This window comes from Aeromicrobium sp. SORGH_AS_0981 (genome assembly GCF_031453195.1).
In the GTDB taxonomy this organism is placed as follows: Bacteria; Actinomycetota; Actinomycetes; order Propionibacteriales; family Nocardioidaceae; genus Aeromicrobium.
Map to the genome: position 1 here is coordinate 1,690,418 of NZ_JAVIZD010000001.1, position 18,097 is coordinate 1,708,514.

Consider the following 18,097-nt stretch of genomic DNA (forward strand, 5'->3'; position numbering starts at 1 on the left):
CGTGACGTCCCAGGACGGACCGTCGCTGGGTCGTCGGACGCTGGGCCGACCGCCCGTCCACCGACCGCGCCGTCTCCGCACGACGCCCGCCATGCGGGCGCTCGTGCGCGAGACGCGCACGGAGCCGTCGCAGCTGGTCCTGCCGATGTTCGTGGGGGAGGGGCTCACCGAGCCCAAGCCCATCGCGAGCATGCCGGGCGTCGTGCAGCACACGCGTGCGTCGGCCCGTGAGGCGGTGCGCGAGGCGGCCGGTCTGGGCCTGGGCGGCGTCATGCTGTTCGGCGTCCCCGAGCACAAGGACGCGGTCGGCTCGGGGGCGCTCGACCCGGACGGCATCCTCAACGTCGCCCTGGCGGATGCCCGTGACGAGGTCGGCGACGACCTGCTCGTCATGGCCGACCTGTGCCTCGACGAGTTCACCGACCACGGCCACTGCGGCGTGCTCGACGACCAGGGGCGCGTCGACAACGACGCGACGCTGGAGATCTACGGTCGGATGGGTGTCGTGCAGGCCGAGTCGGGCGCCCACCTCGTCGGCCCGAGCGGCATGATGGACGGCCAGGTCGCGGTGGTGCGCGAGGCGCTCGACGGCGCGGGGCACACCGACGTCGCGATCCTCGCCTACGCCGCGAAGTACGCGTCGGCGTTCTACGGACCGTTCCGCGAGGCGGTCGACTCCTCCTTGCAGGGCGACCGCAAGACGTACCAGCAGGACCCGGGCAACGCCCGCGAGGCGCTGCGCGAGACCCTGCTCGACGTCGCCGAGGGCGCCGACATCGTCATGGTGAAGCCGGCGCTCGCCTACCTCGACCTCGTCGCGTCGATCCGCGCCGCCGTCGACCTCCCCGTCGCCGCCTACACCGTGTCGGGCGAGTACGCCATGGTCGAGGCCGCGGCCGAGAAGGGGTGGATCGACCGCGAGCGCACCGTCTCGGAGACGATCACCTCCATCCGCCGCGCGGGCGCCGACATCGTCCTCACCTACTGGGCCGCGGAGATCGCCCGCCGCGCCTGAGCGTTCGGCTCGGTCGGCCGGTGCGTTGGCGTGGCTTCCCGGTCGGGCGGGGCTGCGTCGGCGCGGCTTCGAGTGGGTGTGGTCTCCGCAAGGGCCTCGACGGGCGGCTGGGCGGGCGCCGGTCCGGGGTCTCGGGCTGCGGGTTGCGTTCGGGGTGGAGGCACGATTCTGCGTTCTCGCCCCCTGAACGGTAGGTGTGCCACCATCCACCCCAAGGTCACCCACGATTCTTCCTTCGTGCGCTGAAGCCTGAACGCTTCTGCGTTCGCGACGGGATCCCGTAGGAAACGCAGAAGGCTTGGCCCTCCGACGCACGAACGCGGGATCGTGCGTCCCACGTGGGCCACAGCCCGAGAACCCGACCCAGCGCGCACCCAGCCGCCCGGTCGAGGCCCCTGTCGGAGACCACACCCAGCGTCAGCCGCGCCAGCGCAGCCTCACGTCGACGAGAAGCCGCGCCAGCGCAGCCTCACCCCAACGAGAAGCCACGCCGACGCACCCATGGGGATTTCCGGGAGGCCCCTCGACGCGACGAACCCCCGACCACCGGCCGGGGGTTCGTCGTCGGGGCGGGTCAGCCCTTCGTGTACTTGTCCATGCAGGCCTTGAAGCGGGCCGCGTGGGTGTCGACCGGGAGCAGGGAGACCTCGACGGCGCAGCGCAGGTTCGCCTCGGTGGCGCTGAGCAGGTCGGTCACCGGCTTCGTGATGGGCGCGAGGGGGGTGTCCTTCACGGCACCCTGCACCGCACCGCCGACGGTCGAGCCGCCACCGGAACCGCCGGTGGAGCCGCCGCCCGTGCCGCCGGAGCCGCCCGAGCCGCCCGTCGAGCCGCCGCCGGACGAACCGCCCGAGGAGCCTCCCGAGCCTCCGGTGGAGCCGCCGGACGTGCCGCCCGAGGACCCGCCGGAGGAGCTGCCGCCGCGCGGCTTCTTCGTCGACTCCTGGACCTTCTGCTCCTGCTTGGCCGCGTCACGACGCTGGGCGGGGGTCAGGGTCTGGTCGAACGAGCGGCTGGTCAGCACCGAGCCGGTCGACGTGCCGTTCGGGGTGGCGGTGAAGTCGCCGCTCGCGTACGCCTTGCTGATGCCCAGCACCAGGTCGACGTACTCCGAGGAGTTGTTGTACCGGCGCACCGCTGCGGCGGCGCCGTCCTGCGTGGAGAGGTCGCCGCTGCCGGAGCAGAGGTAGATGGCGGCCGCCGTGGCGGCGTCGTTGATGTTCTGCGGGTCCTTCTTGCCGTCACCGTCGGCATCGACGCCCACCGAGCGCCACGTGCCGGGGATGAACTGCATCGGACCGACCGCGCGGTCGTAGACGGCGTCGTCGTCGAGCCCGCCGTTGTCGGTGTCGCGGATCTCGGCGATGCCGTCGCGGCCGTCGAGCGGGATCCCGTAGATGCCCGGCTTGGCCACGCCCTTCGCGTCGAGCGCGTTGCCGCCGGTACGACCGTGGTTGGACTCGACCCGCCCGATCGCGGCGACGAGGTGCCACGGCAGGTTGCAGGACGGGTCGGCCTTGCCCAGCAGCTCCTCCGCACGGCGGTACGCCGACAGCGCGGCCGTCGGGATGCCGTTGGTCGACAGCGTCGCCAGCGTGCCGCTGGCGCCGGCGCGGGAGTCGACGCCCGGCGGCGCTGCCTGCACGCTCGCCGGCTGCTCGAACGCCGTGGCCGGCACGTCGGGGATGTCGTCGGCGCTCACCCGGTCGCTGGCCGTGGCCAGACCCGTGTTGCTGATCGCCGCTCCCCAGGCGACCACCAGCAGACTCATCGGCACCAGGGCGCTGGCCTTCTGCCAGCGGCTGAGCTTCCGTGCTCCCATACGTCTCGTGTCCCTCCCGCGACCGCCGTGGCGGCGGTCACAGTAACCAGATGTTACCGGCCACCACTCCCTCGTGGATGTGGCCTGCATCTCATCAACGACGGATGTGTCCCTCAGGTTACGTCCGCGTGGCTCGTACGGCACGCCTGACCGACGGCAGGAGCCCCCTGCCGCCGTCCCGGCGCTGGGCCCGACCCGGGACAATGGGGACCATGTCCTCCACCCCGCAGTCCCAGCAGTGGTTCGACCGCGCCGTCCAGGTGTCGCCGGGTGGCGTGAACTCCCCGGTGCGCGCCTTCCGAGCCGTCGGCGGGACGCCGCGCTTCATGACGTCGGCCCAGGGCGCCTGGCTGCACGACGCGGACGGCACGCGCTACCTCGACCTCGTCGGCTCCTGGGGACCGATGCTGCTCGGGCACGCGCACCCGGAGGTCATCGCCGCGGTCGCCGAGGCGGCCGGCCGTGGCACGTCGTTCGGCACGCCCAGCCCGCCGGAGGTGGAGCTCGCCGAGGAGATCGTCGCCCGGACGCCGGTCGACCTCGTCCGCATGGTCACGTCGGGCACCGAGGCCACGATGTCGGCGATCCGCCTCGCCCGCGGGTTCACCGGTCGCACCCGGGTCGTGAAGTTCGCCGGCTGCTACCACGGTCACGTCGACTCCCTGCTCGCCGAGGCGGGGTCGGGTGTCGTCACGCTCGGCCTGCCCGGCTCACCGGGCATCCCGGCGCACGTCACGGCCGACACGATCGTCCTGCCCTACAACGACCGCGACGCCGTCACCGCGGCGTTCGCCGAGCACGGCGACGAGATCGCCTGCGTCATCACCGAGGCCGCGGCGGGCAACATGGGCGTCGTCTCCCCGTTGCCCGGCTTCAACCAGTTCCTCTCCGAGACGTGCGTCGCGCACGGGGCGCTGCTCGTCAGCGACGAGGTCATGACCGGCTTCCGCGTGACCCGCTCCGGGCACTGGGGGCTCGACGGCGCCCACGAGGGCTGGCGACCCGACCTCCTCACCTTCGGCAAGGTCATGGGCGGCGGGTTCCCCGCAGCCGCGTTCGGCGGGCGCGCCGACGTCATGGCCCTCCTCGCGCCGAGCGGTCCGGTGTACCAGGCGGGCACCCTCGCCGGGAACCCCGTCGCCTCCACCGCGGGGCTCGCCACGCTGCGCCTCGCCGACGATGCGGCCTACGCCCGCCTCGACGACTGGTCGGCCCAGGCCCGGACGCTGGTGTCGTCCGCGCTCGACGACGCGGGCGTGCCGCACGTCGTGCAGAACGTCGGCAGCATGTTCAGCGTCGTGTGGGGCCTGACCGAGCCCGTGCACGACTTCGCCGGCGTGCAGCGCCAGGAGACGCACCGCTACACCGCCTTCTTCCACGCCATGCTCGACGCGGGTGTGTACCTGCCGCCGAGCGCCTACGAGTCGTGGTTCGTCTCGGCGGCTCACGACGACGAGGCACTCACTAGGATGGCCGAGGCCCTGCCCGCCGCCGCGCGTGCCGCTGCGGCGGCCACCCCGGCCTGACCGAGCCCGACGGCACACCGTCCACCGCGAGGAAATCCCCATGAGCGAACGCACCATCGTCCACCTGATGCGCCACGGCGAGGTGCACAACCCGCAGGGCGTCCTCTACGGACGGCTCCCGGAGTTCTACCTGTCCGACCTCGGGCACCAGATGGCCGAGCGCGCCGCCGACCACCTGTCGACGAACGAGATCGTGCACCTGGTCTCCTCCCCGCTCGAGCGCGCCCAGCAGACCGTGGCCCCGCTGGCCAAGCTGCTCGAGGCTCCGGTCACCACCGACGACCGCGTCATCGAGGCCGACAACCTGTTCGAGGGCCGCACGGTCGGCGCCGAGCCGAAGGCGCTCCTGCACCCCAAGAACTGGTGGCTGCTGCGCAACCCGTTCCGCCCGTCGTGGGGCGAGCCGTACCGCGAGATCGCCGCGCGCATGCAGGCTGCCGTCGCCGACGCCCGCGACGCCGCCCGCGGGCACGAGGCCGTCATCGTGTCCCACCAGCTCCCCGTGTGGATCGCGCGACAGGCCTACGAGAAGAAGTCGTTCGTGCACGACCCGCGCACCCGCCAGTGCTCGCTCGCGAGCCTGACCAGCCTCACCTTCGACGGCGACCGCTACGTCGGCTTCACGTACGCCGAGCCCGCCGGCGACCTCCTGCCCGACGCCCTGAAGGCCGGCAAGAAGTTCGTCGGAGGCGCCTGAGCCGTGAGCCGTTCCCTGCGCCGACGCGGCGCCGCCGTCCTCCTCGCCCTGGCCCTCGTCGTGCTCGCGGCGTGCTCCGGCCGTGGCACGGAGGGGTCCACCGGCGGCTACGTCAGCGCCAGCCGCTTCGTCACGTCGGTCCCCGTCGAGGACCGCACCGACGCGCCGGTGCTGGAGGGCGAGGACCTCGAGGGCAAGAGCATCAGCTCGGCCGACTTCGCCGGCAAGACCCTCGTGGTCAACGTCTGGGGCTCCTGGTGCCCACCGTGCCGCAAAGAGGCGCCGGTGCTGGAGGAGGTGGCCCAGCAGTACGCCGACCGCGGCGTGCAGTTCCTGGGTCTCAACGTGCGCGACCAGACCGCTGCCGCCCGTGCCTTCGAGGAGCGGATCGGCACGACCTACCCGAGCATCGTCGACTCCGACGGTCGCCAGCAGCTCGGCTTCGCCGACAGCCTCCCGTCGCAGGCCATCCCCACCACGTGGGTCATCGACGCGAAGGGCCGGGTGGCCGCCCGCGTCATCGACCCCGAGCTGCGTGCCTCGACGCTGTCCGGCGTCCTCGACGACGTCCTGGCGAGCACCTCGTGACCGACTGGTTCGCCGACACCGTGCTGTCGGGGTCGCTGCTGCTGGCCGTGCCCATCGCCGTGCTGGCAGGGCTCGTGTCGTTCTTCTCCCCGTGCGTGCTGCCCCTGCTGCCCGGCTACCTCTCCTACGTCAGCGGGGTCGGTGTGCAGGACCTCGAGACGAAGGGTCGGTCGAGGCTGCTGCTCGGGTCGGTGCTGTTCGTGCTCGGGTTCACGGTGGTGTTCGTGACCGGTGGCGCCCTGTTCGGGGCGCTCGGGCAGGAGCTCTACGACTACCGACGCACCATGTCGGTGGTGCTGGGCATCGTGGTGATCGTGCTCGGACTCGTCTTCAGCGGCGTGCTGCCGATCCTGCAGCGCGACGTGCGGGTGCACGCCGTGCCCGCGGTGGGCGTCGCGGTCGCGCCGCTGCTCGGCCTGTTCTTCGGCCTCGGCTGGCTGCCCTGCATCGGCCCGACGCTCGGCGCGGTGCTGACCCTCGCGAACAACTCCGGCACGCTCGAGCGAGGGGCGTTCCTGACCTTCGTCTACTGCCTCGGGCTCGGCGTCCCGTTCGTGCTCGCGGCGCTCGGCTTCGGCCGGTTCATGCACGCCGTCCGGTGGGCGCGCCGTCACCAGCAGACCCTCCAGCGGGTCGGTGGTGGCCTGCTCGTCGTGGTCGGCGTCCTGCTCGTCACGGGCGTGTGGGACGCGGTCGTCGTGCAGCTCCAGACGTGGGCCGGCGGCTACGGGGCGGCGATCTGATGGCCCGCTCCCGCAAGGACCGCGCGCCCGCGGAGCTCGCCCCGGCGCTCGGACCGGTCGAGACGCTGCGGTGGGCGTGGCGCCAGCTGACGTCGATGCGCACGGCGCTCCTGCTCCTGCTGCTGCTCGCCATCGCGGCGGTCCCGGGATCGGTCGTGCCGCAGCGTGGTGTCGACGCCCGCGCGGTCGAGGCGTTCCAGGCCCGCCACCCCGACCTCTCGCCGTGGCTGGAGCGGCTCGGCGTCTTCCACACCTACACGTCGCCGTGGTTCAGCGCGGTGTACGTGCTGCTGATGGTCTCGCTCATCGGCTGCATCCTGCCGCGCACGAAGGTCTACCTGAAGTCGGTGCGCGCGCGTCCGCCGCGGGCCCCCCGCAACTTCGACCGGCTGCCGGCGTCGGCCACCTTCGAGACCGACGCCGAGGTCGAGGAGGTGCTCGCCGTCGCGCGGGGTGCGCTGCGCGGTCCGCGACTCCTGCCGAGCCGCGTCGACGTGGTCCGCGACGACGCATCGGGCACCGGCGGGGGTGCCGGGCCGGGGGCGGCATCGGGCACCGGCGGGGGTGCCGGGCCGGGGGCGGCATCGAGCACCGGCGAGGTGCGGGCCGAGCGCGGCTACCTGAGGGAGCTCGGCAACCTGGTCTTCCACACGAGCATCGTCGCGGTGCTGGTGGGCGTGGCCGCGGGTGCGCTGTGGGGCTACCGCGGTGCCGCGATCGTCACGCAGGGCGAGGGCTTCGCCAACGTCCTCACGCAGTACGACGAGTTCGCGTCCGGCGCCCTGTTCGACACGAACGACCTGCCGCCCTTCTCGCTGCAGCTCGACAAGATGGTCGCCCGCTTCTGGACGACGGGTCCGCAGCGGGGGGCGCCGCGCCTGTTCGAGGCGTCGGGCACGTACCGCGAGGGCGTCGACGGTCGCGAGAAGCCGTACGAGATCCGCGTGAACCACCCGTTGAACGTCGGCGGCACGTCGGTCTTCCTCGTCGGCCAGGGCTACGCACCGGTCGTGAAGATCACCGACGCGAAGGGCGACGTCGTGTTCGACGGTGCGGTGCCCTTCCTGCCGGCCGACGGCACCTACACGTCCAACGGCGTCATCAAGGTGCCCGACGCGCGGCCCGAGCAGCTCGGCTTCCAGGGCTTCTTCCTGCCGACGGCGGTCACGAACGGCAGCGAGGAGGCGTCGGTGTCGGCGTTCCCGGGGGCGGTCAACCCGCTGCTCGGCCTGTTCGTCTTCCACGGCGACCTCGGGGTCGACGACGGGCTGCCGCAGTCGGTGTACGTCCTCGACCAGGACAAGCTCGAGCAGTACAAGAACGCCGACGGGTCGAACTTCCGGGTGAGCCTGAGTCCGGGGCAGGAGGCCGACCTGCCGGACGGCGGCACGATCGAGTTCACCGACCTGACGCTGTTCGCGCGGTTCCAGATCGCGTCGACGCCGCTCGTCTGGCTGCCGCTCGGTGGCATCAGCATCGGCATCGTCGGACTGGTGCTGTCGCTGGCCGTGCGGCCGCGGCGCACCTGGGTCCGTGCACGTCGGGTGGGTTCGCGTACCGTGGTGGAGGTCGCCGCTCTCGACCGCGTGCCGCGCGACGACCTCGGCACGAGCCTCGAGGACCTGCTGGCGCAGCTGCGCAGCGGCCTCGGCGACCTACCGGACGACCCGGAGAAGGAGCCCCGATGAACCTCGCCGACTACACGCAGGTGTCGAACTTTGCCGTCACCTCCGGCATGATCGTCGTGGCGCTGGCGTTCCTCGCGTACGTGGCCGAGTGGGGCTTCGCCCGCCAGGTCGTCAAGGAGGAGCAGCCGGTGGCCGTCGCCGCCGGGGGTGTGCCCGTCGAGCCGGTCGAGCAGGAGACGGCGAGCCGGTCCGACGTCCTGCGCTCGGTCGCCTACTCGCTGACCGTGCTGGGCACGGTGGTGCTCGGGCTCGCGATGGTCACGCGCGGGCTCGCGTCGCAGCGGGTGCCGTGGGGCAACATGTACGAGTTCGGCGTGGGCGGCGCGTTCATCGCGCTGCTCGTGTACGTCGTCGTCGCGCGTGTCTCGCCGATCGAGTGGGTCGGCGGCATCGTCACGGGCTTCGCGCTGGCGGTGCTGGGCCTGGCGGTCTCGACCTACGTCGAGCCGGGTCCGCTCGTGCCGGCGCTGCACTCGTACTGGCTCGTCATCCACGTGGCGGCGGTGATGATCGCGGGTGCGTTCTTCCTGCTCGGCACGGCGGCGTCGGTCATGTACCTGGTGCGCCAGCGGGCGGAGGACAACGGCACGGTCGGTCCGCGCCTGTCGCGCTTCCCGTCGGCGGCGGTCATGGACCGGCTCGCGTACCGCGTGATCGCGGTCGGCTTCCCGCTCTGGACCTTCGGCGCCCTCATCGCCGGCCCGATCTGGGCGCACTACGCGTGGGGCCGCTACTGGGGCTGGGACCCCAAGGAGGTCTGGGCCTTCATCACCTGGGTCGTCTACGCCGGCTACCTCCACGCCCGCGCCACCGCGGGCTGGAAGGGCAAGCGCGCCGCGATGATCGCGATCGTCGGCTTCGCCACCTTCGTCACGAGCTACTACATCGTCAACCTCTTCGGCTCCGGCCTCCACTCCTACGCGAAGTAGCGCGACCCGGCCCATCCAGCCCTCCCCGCGTTTTGCGGACTTGACGACGATCTGACGCGAGTTTTCCGTCCCGAAGTCCACATAACGCGTGGGCGGTGGGGGTTGTGGATGGGCGGAGGCGTGCTGCCGCGGGCTCCAGCAGCATGCCGGGATGGCGCGCGCGATCCCTGAGCAGCTCCTGCGACGACCTTTCGCCGTCACGCAGGCCGAGGCGCTGGGGTACCCGCGTGCGGCCCTGCGTCGTGCCTGCTGGGTCCGGTTGTTCCGTGGCGTCTACGTGCACGCCGACGTCGAGCGGACACCGCTGGTGTGGGCCGCGGCAGCACTACTCACGGTCAGCGGCCGCGCGGGTGCGGTGGTCACGCACCGCACGGCCGCCGTCCTCTGGGGCTTCACGGCCCGCGGCTGGGCAGGTGCGCCGTGGGAGCTGTCGGTCCGTGGACCCACGCAGAACGACCAGGCCGACGTCCGGTTGCACCGGCGGATCGGCGACCTCGACGTCGAGCACCGACCTGGACCGGTGCCAGTCTCCGGGCCGGAACGCACGGTCGTCGACTGCGCGCTGCGGGCCAGCCTGGTCGAGTGCGTCCAGCTCATGGAGCACATGGTGCGAGCGGGCCACACGACCCGCGACCGGTTGTTCTGGTACCTGGACCGATGCCACCTCCACGGGGTCGTCGCTGCACGGGAGGCGTTCGAGTACGTGCGAGAGCGGTCGGAGTCGCCGCGTGAGACCTGGCTGCGCCTGCTGCTCGTCCTTGCGGGCCTGCCCGAGCCCGACGTCAACGTCGAGGTGCGCGGCCCCGACGGCACCTTCGTCGCACGGGTCGACCTGTTGTTCTCGGCCTGGAAGGTCGTGGTCGAGTACGACGGCCGCCACCACGAGACCGATGCGCAGCAGTGGGCGCGCGACCGGCGACGTCGTGAAGCGCTCGAGGCGCTGGGCTACCGCGTCATCGTCGTCGCGGCCGTCGACGCGCGCTTGCCGCGGGACGTCGTGCGTCGGGTGCACCGTGCGCTCGTCGACCGCGGTTACGACGGCCCGCGACCCTGGTTCTCCGCGTCGTGGACCGCACTCTTCGCATGAGCCCGGCGTCCAGCTCGACTCCGCGCTTCGTGGACTTCACGACGAAAAGCCGGCGAGCAACCGTCATCAGGTCCACAAAACGCGGGGAAGGGGAGTGGTTAGAGGCCGCGGAGGTAGTCGGGGTCGTCGTCGGGGCCGCGGGTGGGGGGACGGCCGCCGGGCCAGCCGTAGCCGGAGTCGCGCGGGGGGCGACCCTTGCGCGACTGCGTGCCCAGGAACATCCACGCGAGGGGGCCGACGAACGGCAGCAGGATGACGACGAACCACGCGGGCTTCGGCAGTCCGCGAACCTGCTGGCGCGGTGTGGCCAGGAGGTCGAAGAAGGCGTAGACGAGCAGCACGACGGCGACGATCGCGATCAGTGCCTTGCCCATGGCGCCACCGTACCTGCGGCCCTCAACCCGCGCCGCCCGACCGTCGCGGACGCGACGACGACCGCCGGAGGCCTGCAACGGGTGCCGACGAGGGGCTTCCCGGCGCCGACTAGGCTCGACGCATGAAGGCGTTCTGGAGGTACACGCTCGCGCGGCTCAGCGTCCTGGCCGTCACCTACCTGCTGCTGTGGGGCATCGGGCGCACCTTCCTGGAGTTCGACGAGCTGACCAACCTGCTCGTGCTGCTCGCCGCCATGATCATCTCCTCCGTCATCTCGATCTTCCTGCTCGCCGGTATGCGCGAGCAGGTCGCGCTCCAGCTGCAGGAACGCGCCGAACGCATGACGTCGCGCATCGAGGAGTCCCGCAGTGCCGAAGACGTCGACTGAGGTCCGCGCCTGGATCGACGAGGCGATCCGCCGCGTCGAGGCCGACGCCAACCGCAGCGCCGACACGCACCTGCACGCGCTGCCCGTCGCCACCCCCGACGTCGACCTGTACCTGAAGGACGAGTCGGTGCACCCCACCGGCAGCCTGAAGCACCGGCTGGCCCGGTCGCTGTTCCTGCACGCCCTGTGCAACGGGTGGATCGGCCCGGGCTCGACGGTGGTCGAGGCCTCGAGCGGGTCGACGGCTGTCAGCGAGGCCTACTTCGCCCGTCTCGTCGGGCTGCCGTTCGTCGCCGTCATGCCGGCCGCGACGAGCGCGGAGAAGGTCGCGCTCATCGAGTGGTACGGCGGCCGCTGCCACTTCGTCGAGAACGCGGCCGACGTGTACGACGAGGCGCGCCGGGTGGCCGAGGAGTGCGACGGCCACTACATGGACCAGTTCACGTACGCCGAGCGGGCGACGGACTGGCGCGGCAACAACAACATCGCGGAGTCGATCTTCGAGCAGATGTCGGCCGAACGGCACCCGGTGCCCGCGTGGGTGGTCGTGAGCGCGGGCACGGGCGGCACGTCCGCGACCATCGGCCGCTACCTGCGCTACCGGCGTCACCCCACGTCGCTGCTCGTCGCCGACCCCGAGAACTCCGCGTTCCTCGACGGCTGGGAGCAGGACACGTCCGACGTCGTGACGGGGGTGTCGTCGCGGATCGAGGGCATCGGCCGGCCGCGGGTGGAGCCGTCGTTCGTCGGTGGCGTCATCGACGACATGCTGCGCGTGCCCGACGCCGCGTCGATCGCGACGATGCGCTGGACGAGCGACCGGCTGGGCCGTCTGGTGGGTGGCTCGACCGGCACGAACGTGTGGGCGTCGCTGACCGTGGCGACGCGGATGCGCGCGGCGGGGGAGAGCGGCAGCATCGTCACGCTCCTGTGCGACGCGGGGGAGCGCTACCTCAGCACCTACTACGACGACGCGTGGCTGGCGCAGCGAGGCATCGACCTCGCGCCGTGGACGCAGCGGCTGGCCGAGTACGACGCGACCGGCCTGCTGCCGGACGTCGACTGAGCCGGGTCAGCTGACCTCCACGAGCGTCCAGGACGCGACGGCCCCGTCGGCGAGCACCAGCCGGCCGACGGTCCCGTGCGGCTGACGTCGCTTGTCGGTCGGCGAGCCGGGGTTGAGGATCCGGGGGCCGGCCTCGTCGGTCTCGTCCCACGGGATGTGCGAGTGCCCGAACACGACGACGTCGGCGTCGGGGAAGCGTCGCCGCATCCGTCGGACGCGACCCTGCTTCTGGCCGGCGTCGTGGATCATCGCGACCCGGACGCCCGCGAGGTCGAGCTCGAGGGTCTCGGGCGCACCCCAGGCTGCGACGTCGGGCCCGTCGTTGTTGCCCAGCACGACGTGCACCGGCGCGAGGGTCGCGAGCTCCTCGAGCACGGACGGCTGGCAGACGTCGCCGGCGTGCAGGACGAGGTCGACGTCGCGCAGCTCCTCGGCCACCCGCTCGGGCATGCCCTTCCAGAACCTGGGGGCGTGGGTGTCGGAGACGACGCCCACCACGAGCCTGCCCCGGTCGGAGGTCATCGGCCGAGGACGAGCCCGAGGGCGAGCCCGGCCGACCAGAGCAGCTCGGCGACACCGGTGGCCTTCAGCACGGGCACCAGCGCGGGTCCGCGGGCGTCCGAGAGCACCGCCCGCAGGGCGGGGACGGCGGGCAGCAGACCGGGCAGGGCGAGCAGGGCCCAGGGCGTGGCGCCCACGGTGAGTGCGACGGCGAGCGCGGCGCTGAGCCCGACGAGTGCGGCGTAGAACTGCCGCGAGCGGGCGTCGCCGAGGACGACGGCGAGCGTCCGCTTGCCCGCCTCGACGTCGGTGGGGATGTCGCGCAGGTTGTTGGCCACGAGGATCGCGCAGGCGAGCGCGCCGACGCCGACGGCTGCCGCCCAGGCCTCCCACGGCAGCCCCTCGACCTGCACGTAGACGGTGCCGAGGACGGCGACCAGCCCGAAGAACAGGAACACGCTCACCTCGCCGAGCGCGCGGTAGCCGTAGGGGTTCGGGCCGCCGGTGTAAGTCCAGGCCGCGCCGAGGGCGGCGACGCCGACGAGCAGCAGCCACCACGTCGTCGTGGCCGCGAGGGCCAGGCCCAGCAGGGCGCCGAGGCCGAGGAAACCGAGGGCCGCCGCCTTGACCGCGGCGGGCCGGGCCAGCCCCGACCCGACCAGCCGCAGCGGACCGACGCGGTCGTCGTCGGTGCCACGGATGCCGTCAGAGTAGTCGTTGGCGTAGTTCACGCCGATCTGCAGCGCGAGGGACACACCCAGGGCGAGCAGCGCCTTGCCCCAGACCACGTCGGCCACGTACGCCGCCACGCCGGTGCCGGCCAGCACGGGGGCGACGGCGGCGGGAAGGGTGCGGGGGCGGGCCCCCTCGACCCACTGCGAGAGGGTCGCGCTGCTGCGGTCGGTCACGATGCTCCTAGGGTTCAGCGGACAGTGTGCCAGCGCCTAGGGTGGGGGGATGACGCAGCCGCCGTTCCCGTTCGTCCTGGTGCTGCTGACCGGCATCTTCGTGTGGCTGGCGGTGACGTCCGACAGCGGCTGGCTGCCGCTCGCCGCCGGGTTCGGGGCCCTCGTGACGGGCGCGGCCGCGCTCTACCAGTCGCGTCCGGTGCGCGACCCGCTCGACGAGGAGCCGGAGACCGAGGAGTGGGAGCCGGGCTCCTGACCGGGTCGGCGTCGTTGCGCCCGGTGTCGGGCTCGGCGCGCGACGTGCTCGACCTGCTGCGTCCCTGGGTGGCCGGCGACGACGTCGAGCCGCTCGTCGTGCGCACGTCGGGCAGCACCGGCGAGCCGAAGGACGTGCGACTGTCGCGCACTGCGGTGCTGGCGTCGGCGCGGGCCACGCACGCCCGTCTCGGCGGACCCGGCCAGTGGCTGCTGGCGCTGCCTGTCACCGGGGTCGGCGGCCTGCAGGTGCTGGTCCGCTCCCTCCTCGCGGACCAGGAGCCGGTGCTCCTCGACGACCACGACGACCTCGTCGACGCACTGCGCGAGCTCGACGGCCCCCGCACCTACGCGTCGCTCGTGCCCACCCAGCTGCACCGCCTGGCGTCGGCGGGTCGGCTCGACGCGCTGGCGGCGCTCGACGCGGTGCTGGTCGGCGGTGCCGCGCTGGACCCGACGCTGCGCGCGCAGGCCACGTCGGCGGGCGTGCGGGTCGTGCGCACCTACGGGATGAGCGAGACCAGCGGAGGATGCGTGTACGACGGCGTCCCGCTCGACGGCGTGCGCGTGCGGGTGGTCGACGCACGCGACGGCGTGGGTCGGGTGCAGCTGGCGGGGCCGGTGCTCTTCGACGGCTACGGCGACGTCGCGCGCACCGACGAGTGGTTCGACACCGCCGACCTCGGCATTGTCGGCCCCGACGGCGTGCTCAGCGTCGTGGGTCGCGCCGACGACGTCGTCGTGAGCGGTGGGGCGAACGTGCCCCTGCCCGCGGTCGAGCGGGCGCTGCGCGCGCTGCCGGAGGTGCACGACGCGGCCGTCGCCGGCGTGCCCGACGACGAGTGGGGCACCCGGGTGGTGGCCGTGGTGGTCCCGGCCGACGCCACCTGCCTCGACGCGGTGTCCGCCGACCGCCTCCGCGACACGCTCGAGGAGCAGGGACTGCCGCGCCGGTGGGCGCCGCGCGACGTCACCCTCGTCGACAGCGTCCCGCTCCTGCCGAACGGCAAGGTCGACCGCCTCGCCGTCCGCCGCCTCTTCTGACCGTTTGCGTGGGGCCCCACGTAAACGTGCGGATCCGGCGCATGGTTGCGGTGGGGGGAGCTGGTTTGGGTGGGGCCCCACGTAAACGTGCGGATCCGGCGCCCCGGGGAGGGGGTCAGGCGGAGGCGACGGCCTCGTCGACGGGGGTCTCGCCGGTGACGAGGTCCCACTGGCGGCCGATGCCGGCGCCGGTGTGGAGGATCTCGGCGAGCACGGCGGCGACGTCGGCCCGCGGGACTTCGCCGCGGGCCACGGAGTCGCCCAGCGTGACCGTGCCTCGGGCGGGGTCGTCGGTGAGCTTGCCGGGGCGGACGATCGTCCAGTCCAGGCCGCTCTCGCGCAGCGCGACGTCGGCGTCGCGCTTGGCCTCGACGTAGGCGCGCCACACGTCGTCGGTGTCCTCGGGCAGCGGCAGGTCGACGCCGATCGCGGAGACCTGCACGAAGCGACGGATGCCCGCGATCCGGGCGCCCTCGACCGACTTCAGCGAGCCCTCGAGGTCGACGGCGCGCTTGCGGCCGATGTTGCCGTCCGGTCCGCCACCGGCGGCGAAGACGACCGCGTCGCAGCCGTCGAACACGGACGCGAACGCGTCGGCGTCCTGCTGCTCGATGTCGAGCCGGCGGGCCGTGGCCCCCCGCTGCTCGACGTCGCTCGTGTGCGCGTCGTTGCGGATGAGCGCGACGACGTCGTGGTCGCGTGCGCGGAGCTGCTCGATGAGGTGGAGGGCGATCTGTCCGTGGCCCCCGACGATGGCGATGGTCGACATGCGTCCACCGTTGCACGGCGCACCTGACGTCGCAGTGCGGCCCGGCGTGGTTGTGCGCGACCTCACCCACGGGCCCCGACGCTGCCGCGCCGCTACCCTCGGCAGGTGCACACGTTCGCGATCGGGATGCCCGTCCGGTTCCGTGGCATCCACCGACGCGAGGGCCTCCTGGTGCGCGGCGCCGCCGGCTGGGGCGAGTTCAGCCCGTTCCTCGACTACGACGACGAGGAGTGCGTGCCGTGGCTGCGAGCCGCGCTCGAGGCCGCCCACGACGGCTGGCCCGAGCCTGTCCGCGACCGCGTGCCCGTGAACGCGACCGTGCCTGCCGTGGGCCCCGAGCAGGCGGCGCAGATCGTGCGTGCCTCGGGCGCCTCGACCGCCAAGGTCAAGGTGGCCGAGCGCGGCCAGGCGCTGGCCGACGACGTCGCACGCGTCGAGGCCGTCCGTGACGTCCTGGGCAGCGACGGTCGGGTGCGGGTCGACGCCAACGGCGGCTGGTCCGTCGACGACGCGGTCGCGGCCGTGAAGGCTCTGGACGCCGTCGGCACGCTCGAGTACGTCGAGCAGCCGTGCGCCTCGGTGGAGGAGCTCGCGCTGCTCCGCCGCCGGGTCGACGTGCCCGTGGCCGCCGACGAGTCGATCCGACGCGCCGCCGACCCCTACCGCGTCCGCGACCTCGAGGCCGCCGACGTCGCCGTGCTGAAGGTGCAGCCGCTCGGCGGAGTGCGCGCCTGCCTGCGCGTGGCCGAGGAGATCGGCCTGCCCGTCGTCGTCTCCAGCGCCGTCGAGTCGTCGGTGGGCCTGGCCGCGGGCGTCGCGCTCGCGGCGGCCCTGCCCGAGCTGCCGTACGCGTGCGGCCTCGGCACGACCTCGCTGCTGGGCGGCGACGTCACGAGCACCCCGCTGGACGCCGTCGACGGCTGGCTGCCCGTGCGTCCGGTCGAGGTCGACGAGGACGCGCTGGCCGCGGTCGCCGCCGACGCCGCGACCGACGCCGCCTGGCGCGCCAGGCTCGAGCGCGTCGACGCGCTGCGCCGGGGGGCGGTCGCGCGATGAGCGAGCAACGGTCGATCGGCGTGGCGCGCAGGTTGCTGCACACCCTGCTCGGCCACCACGTCACCGACGTCGTCCTGGCGCCCGGCTCGCGGTCGGCGCCCCTGGCGCTCGCGTTCCATGCAGCCGAGCAGGCGGGACGCATCCGCCTGCACGTGCGGGTGGACGAGCGCGAGGCCGGCTTCCTCGCCCTCGGCCTCGCGAGGACGTCGCACCGCGTGGTGCCCGTGGTGACCACCTCCGGCACTGCGGTGGCGAACCTGCACCCGGCGATGCTCGAGGCGCTGCACGCCGGCGTCGGGGTGCTGGCCGTGACCGCCGACCGTCCGGCCAGGCTGCGGGGCACGGGCGCCAACCAGACCACGGTGCAACCGGGCATCTTCCCGGGGGTCGCGTACACGGACCGCGTGAAGGGTCTGCTCGGCGTCGCCCGGCCCGATGCGCCAGGCCACCTGAACCTCGAGCTCGACGAGCCGTTGGTCGAGTCGGTCGACTGGTCGCTCGACCGCGACCCCGATGCCTTGATGCTCGGCCGGGTCGCCTCCTGGCGCGAGTCCGGTGTCCTGACGACCCTCGACGCCGGCCCCCGCACCGTGGTCCTCGCCGGCGACGACTCCGGCGCGCGTGCGCGAGTGGTCGCCCGCGAGGCGGGCTGGCCCCTGCTCGCCGAGCCGACGTCGGGCTCCCGGACGGGTGGTGCGCTGTCGACCTACCGGCTGCTCCTCGGTCACGAGCCCCTGGCCGCGCGGGTCGAGCGCGTCGTGTCGTTCGGCCACCCGACGCTGAGCCGTCCGGTCACGCGGTTGCTGGCGCGCGCCGACGTCGACGTCGTGCACGTCGGCACGCAGGCGACCTTCCCGGTGCCGGCCGGTCCTCGCGTCACGTTCGTCGACGACGTCGCGGCCGGCAGCGTCGCCGACCCCGGCTGGCTGCAGGACTGGACGGACGCCGACGCCCGCGTGCAGCGGGCCGTCGACGCCCTGCTCGCGGACCACCCCGACAGCGGCCTTGCCGTCGCGCGCGCCGTCGCCGAGGCGCTCCCACCCGGCGGCCTGCTCGTCGTCGGCGCCTCCCAGCCGATCCGCGACCTCGACGTCGTCGCGCGGCCCTGGACCGTGGGGGAGCGGCGCTACGTCGTGGCCAACCGTGGCCTCGCCGGCATCGACGGGACGGTGTCGACGGCGGTCGGCGCGGCCCTCGCCCGCGACTCGAGCCGGTCCCTGGCGCTGATGGGCGACCTGACCTTCCTGCACGGCAGCAACGGCCTGCTGGTCGGGCCCGACGAGCCACGGCCCGACCTCACGGTCGTCGTGGTCAACGACGACGGCGGCGCGATCTTCTCGACGCTGGAGCAGGGCGGTCCGGAGCACGCCGACGCGTTCGAGCGCGTGTTCGCCACACCCACCGGCGCCGACCTGGGGGCCCTCTGCGCGGGCTACCGCGTGCCGCACCGACGCGTCGAGCCGGCCGGGCTCGCGGCCGCCCTCGCCTCGCCGACCGGAGGGCTGGAGGTGGTCGAGGTGGTGCTGCGACGCGACGACCGGCGCGCCCTCGACGCCGCCCTGCGCGCGACGACGGCGGCGGCGCTCGCCGACGACTGAGTGCCGACGGCACCGCGCCGACCGAGCGCGTCCAGCAGTCGA

General features: G+C 73.3%; 19 protein-coding genes. 14 read left to right on the forward strand and 5 right to left on the reverse strand.

Features of this window, described 5'->3' with window-relative positions; translation table 11 throughout:
• The first annotated feature begins 1 nt into the window (after position 1).
• Positions 2-1,015, forward strand: coding sequence for a porphobilinogen synthase (gene hemB / locus QE370_RS08665; RefSeq protein ID WP_309634108.1), 1,014 nt, complete (start codon positions 2-4; stop codon positions 1,013-1,015).
• A 574-nt stretch (positions 1,016-1,589) separates the two neighbouring features.
• Here the strand turns inward: hemB and QE370_RS08670 are convergent.
• Positions 1,590-2,837, reverse strand: a complete 1,248-nt coding sequence (locus QE370_RS08670) for a lytic transglycosylase domain-containing protein (RefSeq protein ID WP_253026300.1) — start codon at positions 2,835-2,837, stop codon at positions 1,590-1,592.
• Between the two features lie 212 nt (positions 2,838-3,049).
• On the opposite strand from QE370_RS08670, the gene hemL reads away from it, so the two are divergent.
• From hemL to QE370_RS08705, 7 genes are all read left to right on the forward strand, one after another.
• Entirely contained in the window at positions 3,050-4,363 is a 1,314-nt protein-coding gene (hemL, locus tag QE370_RS08675) for a glutamate-1-semialdehyde 2,1-aminomutase (RefSeq protein WP_309634109.1), read from the forward strand.
• Positions 4,364-4,403: 40 nt separating this feature from the next.
• Positions 4,404-5,060 (forward strand): histidine phosphatase family protein, encoded by a 657-nt coding sequence (locus QE370_RS08680; protein WP_067854547.1) that lies wholly within the window; start codon positions 4,404-4,406, stop codon positions 5,058-5,060.
• A 3-nt stretch (positions 5,061-5,063) separates the two neighbouring features.
• Positions 5,064-5,648, forward strand: a complete 585-nt coding sequence (locus QE370_RS08685) for a TlpA disulfide reductase family protein (RefSeq protein WP_309634110.1) — start codon at positions 5,064-5,066, stop codon at positions 5,646-5,648.
• Positions 5,645-6,391, forward strand: coding sequence for a cytochrome c biogenesis protein CcdA (locus tag QE370_RS08690; RefSeq protein ID WP_309634111.1), 747 nt, complete (start codon positions 5,645-5,647; stop codon positions 6,389-6,391). The genes QE370_RS08685 and QE370_RS08690 overlap by 4 nt, the downstream gene beginning before the upstream one ends.
• The gene (locus QE370_RS08695) at positions 6,391-8,079 is read left to right on the forward strand and encodes a cytochrome c biogenesis protein ResB (RefSeq protein WP_309634112.1); all 1,689 of its coding nucleotides are present in this window, start codon (positions 6,391-6,393) and stop codon (positions 8,077-8,079) included. The genes QE370_RS08690 and QE370_RS08695 overlap by 1 nt, the downstream gene beginning before the upstream one ends.
• Complete coding sequence (ccsB, locus tag QE370_RS08700; protein WP_253026978.1) at positions 8,076-9,008, forward strand: c-type cytochrome biogenesis protein CcsB; 933 nt, start codon at positions 8,076-8,078, stop codon at positions 9,006-9,008. The genes QE370_RS08695 and ccsB overlap by 4 nt, the downstream gene beginning before the upstream one ends.
• Before the next feature lie 151 nt (positions 9,009-9,159).
• On the forward strand, positions 9,160-10,095 hold the full coding sequence (locus tag QE370_RS08705) for a DUF559 domain-containing protein (protein ID WP_309634113.1): 936 nt from the start codon (positions 9,160-9,162) through the stop codon (positions 10,093-10,095).
• 98 nt (positions 10,096-10,193) lie between these two features.
• On the opposite strand, the gene QE370_RS08710 is transcribed toward QE370_RS08705, so the two are convergent.
• Positions 10,194-10,469 (reverse strand): PLD nuclease N-terminal domain-containing protein, encoded by a 276-nt coding sequence (locus QE370_RS08710; protein ID WP_067854565.1) that lies wholly within the window; start codon positions 10,467-10,469, stop codon positions 10,194-10,196.
• 122 nt (positions 10,470-10,591) lie between these two features.
• Here QE370_RS08710 and QE370_RS08715 point away from each other — a divergent pair, with 122 nt between their 5' ends.
• Both QE370_RS08715 and QE370_RS08720 read left to right on the forward strand, forming a co-directional pair.
• The gene (locus QE370_RS08715) at positions 10,592-10,858 is read left to right on the forward strand and encodes a DUF4229 domain-containing protein (RefSeq protein ID WP_067854568.1); all 267 of its coding nucleotides are present in this window, start codon (positions 10,592-10,594) and stop codon (positions 10,856-10,858) included.
• Positions 10,839-11,924, forward strand: coding sequence for a PLP-dependent cysteine synthase family protein (locus tag QE370_RS08720; RefSeq protein WP_253026980.1), 1,086 nt, complete (start codon positions 10,839-10,841; stop codon positions 11,922-11,924). Before QE370_RS08715 ends, QE370_RS08720 begins: the two co-directional genes overlap by 20 nt.
• Before the next feature lie 6 nt (positions 11,925-11,930).
• Here the strand turns inward: QE370_RS08720 and QE370_RS08725 are convergent, their stop codons facing one another.
• Both QE370_RS08725 and QE370_RS08730 read right to left on the reverse strand, forming a co-directional pair.
• Complete coding sequence (locus QE370_RS08725; protein WP_309634114.1) at positions 11,931-12,446, reverse strand: metallophosphoesterase family protein; 516 nt, start codon at positions 12,444-12,446, stop codon at positions 11,931-11,933.
• The gene (locus tag QE370_RS08730) at positions 12,443-13,333 is read right to left on the reverse strand and encodes a 1,4-dihydroxy-2-naphthoate polyprenyltransferase (RefSeq protein WP_309634115.1); all 891 of its coding nucleotides are present in this window, start codon (positions 13,331-13,333) and stop codon (positions 12,443-12,445) included. The genes QE370_RS08725 and QE370_RS08730 overlap by 4 nt, the downstream gene beginning before the upstream one ends.
• A 49-nt stretch (positions 13,334-13,382) precedes the next feature.
• On the opposite strand from QE370_RS08730, the gene QE370_RS08735 reads away from it, so the two are divergent.
• Both QE370_RS08735 and QE370_RS08740 read left to right on the forward strand, forming a co-directional pair.
• Positions 13,383-13,589 carry a hypothetical protein gene (locus QE370_RS08735; protein WP_309634116.1) on the forward strand — a complete coding sequence of 69 codons (207 nt, stop codon included), beginning with the start codon at positions 13,383-13,385 and terminating at the stop codon, positions 13,587-13,589.
• Entirely contained in the window at positions 13,571-14,632 is a 1,062-nt protein-coding gene (locus QE370_RS08740; RefSeq protein WP_309634117.1) for an AMP-binding protein, read from the forward strand. The genes QE370_RS08735 and QE370_RS08740 overlap by 19 nt, the downstream gene beginning before the upstream one ends.
• A 115-nt stretch (positions 14,633-14,747) precedes the next feature.
• Here QE370_RS08740 and QE370_RS08745 read toward each other — a convergent pair whose 3' ends face one another.
• Positions 14,748-15,401: an SDR family oxidoreductase gene (locus QE370_RS08745; protein ID WP_253026985.1), complete on the reverse strand. Its 654-nt coding sequence runs from the start codon at positions 15,399-15,401 to the stop codon at positions 14,748-14,750.
• Between the two features lie 126 nt (positions 15,402-15,527).
• Between QE370_RS08745 and QE370_RS08750 the strand changes: the two genes are divergently transcribed.
• Together QE370_RS08750 and menD are read left to right on the forward strand one after the other, a co-directional pair.
• A complete protein-coding gene (locus tag QE370_RS08750) occupies positions 15,528-16,457 on the forward strand; it encodes an o-succinylbenzoate synthase (protein ID WP_396127832.1) in 930 nt (309 codons plus the stop codon).
• Positions 16,454-18,055, forward strand: a complete 1,602-nt coding sequence (menD, locus tag QE370_RS08755; RefSeq protein WP_309634119.1) for a 2-succinyl-5-enolpyruvyl-6-hydroxy-3-cyclohexene-1-carboxylic-acid synthase — start codon at positions 16,454-16,456, stop codon at positions 18,053-18,055. Before QE370_RS08750 ends, menD begins: the two co-directional genes overlap by 4 nt.
• Positions 18,056-18,097 lie beyond the last annotated feature (42 nt).

Bases quoted from the DNA above. Each gene is read 5' to 3' on its own strand.
- QE370_RS08710 (WP_067854565.1), bottom strand. From the start codon at position 10,469: ATGGGCAAGGCACTGATCGCGATCGTCGCCGTCGTGCTGCTCGTCTAC.
- QE370_RS08715 (WP_067854568.1), top strand. From the start codon at position 10,592: ATGAAGGCGTTCTGGAGGTACACGCTCGCGCGGCTCAGCGTCCTGGCC.
- hemL (WP_309634109.1), top strand. From the start codon at position 3,050: ATGTCCTCCACCCCGCAGTCCCAGCAGTGGTTCGACCGCGCCGTCCAG.
- menD (WP_309634119.1), top strand. From the start codon at position 16,454: ATGAGCGAGCAACGGTCGATCGGCGTGGCGCGCAGGTTGCTGCACACC.
- QE370_RS08750 (WP_396127832.1), top strand. From the start codon at position 15,528: ATGCCCGTCCGGTTCCGTGGCATCCACCGACGCGAGGGCCTCCTGGTG.
- QE370_RS08680 (WP_067854547.1), top strand. From the start codon at position 4,404: ATGAGCGAACGCACCATCGTCCACCTGATGCGCCACGGCGAGGTGCAC.
- QE370_RS08745 (WP_253026985.1), bottom strand. From the start codon at position 15,401: ATGTCGACCATCGCCATCGTCGGGGGCCACGGACAGATCGCCCTCCAC.
- QE370_RS08670 (WP_253026300.1), bottom strand. From the start codon at position 2,837: ATGGGAGCACGGAAGCTCAGCCGCTGGCAGAAGGCCAGCGCCCTGGTG.
- QE370_RS08705 (WP_309634113.1), top strand. From the start codon at position 9,160: ATGGCGCGCGCGATCCCTGAGCAGCTCCTGCGACGACCTTTCGCCGTC.
- QE370_RS08725 (WP_309634114.1), bottom strand. From the start codon at position 12,446: ATGACCTCCGACCGGGGCAGGCTCGTGGTGGGCGTCGTCTCCGACACC.
- ccsB (WP_253026978.1), top strand. From the start codon at position 8,076: ATGAACCTCGCCGACTACACGCAGGTGTCGAACTTTGCCGTCACCTCC.
- QE370_RS08735 (WP_309634116.1), top strand. From the start codon at position 13,383: ATGACGCAGCCGCCGTTCCCGTTCGTCCTGGTGCTGCTGACCGGCATC.
- QE370_RS08695 (WP_309634112.1), top strand. From the start codon at position 6,391: ATGGCCCGCTCCCGCAAGGACCGCGCGCCCGCGGAGCTCGCCCCGGCG.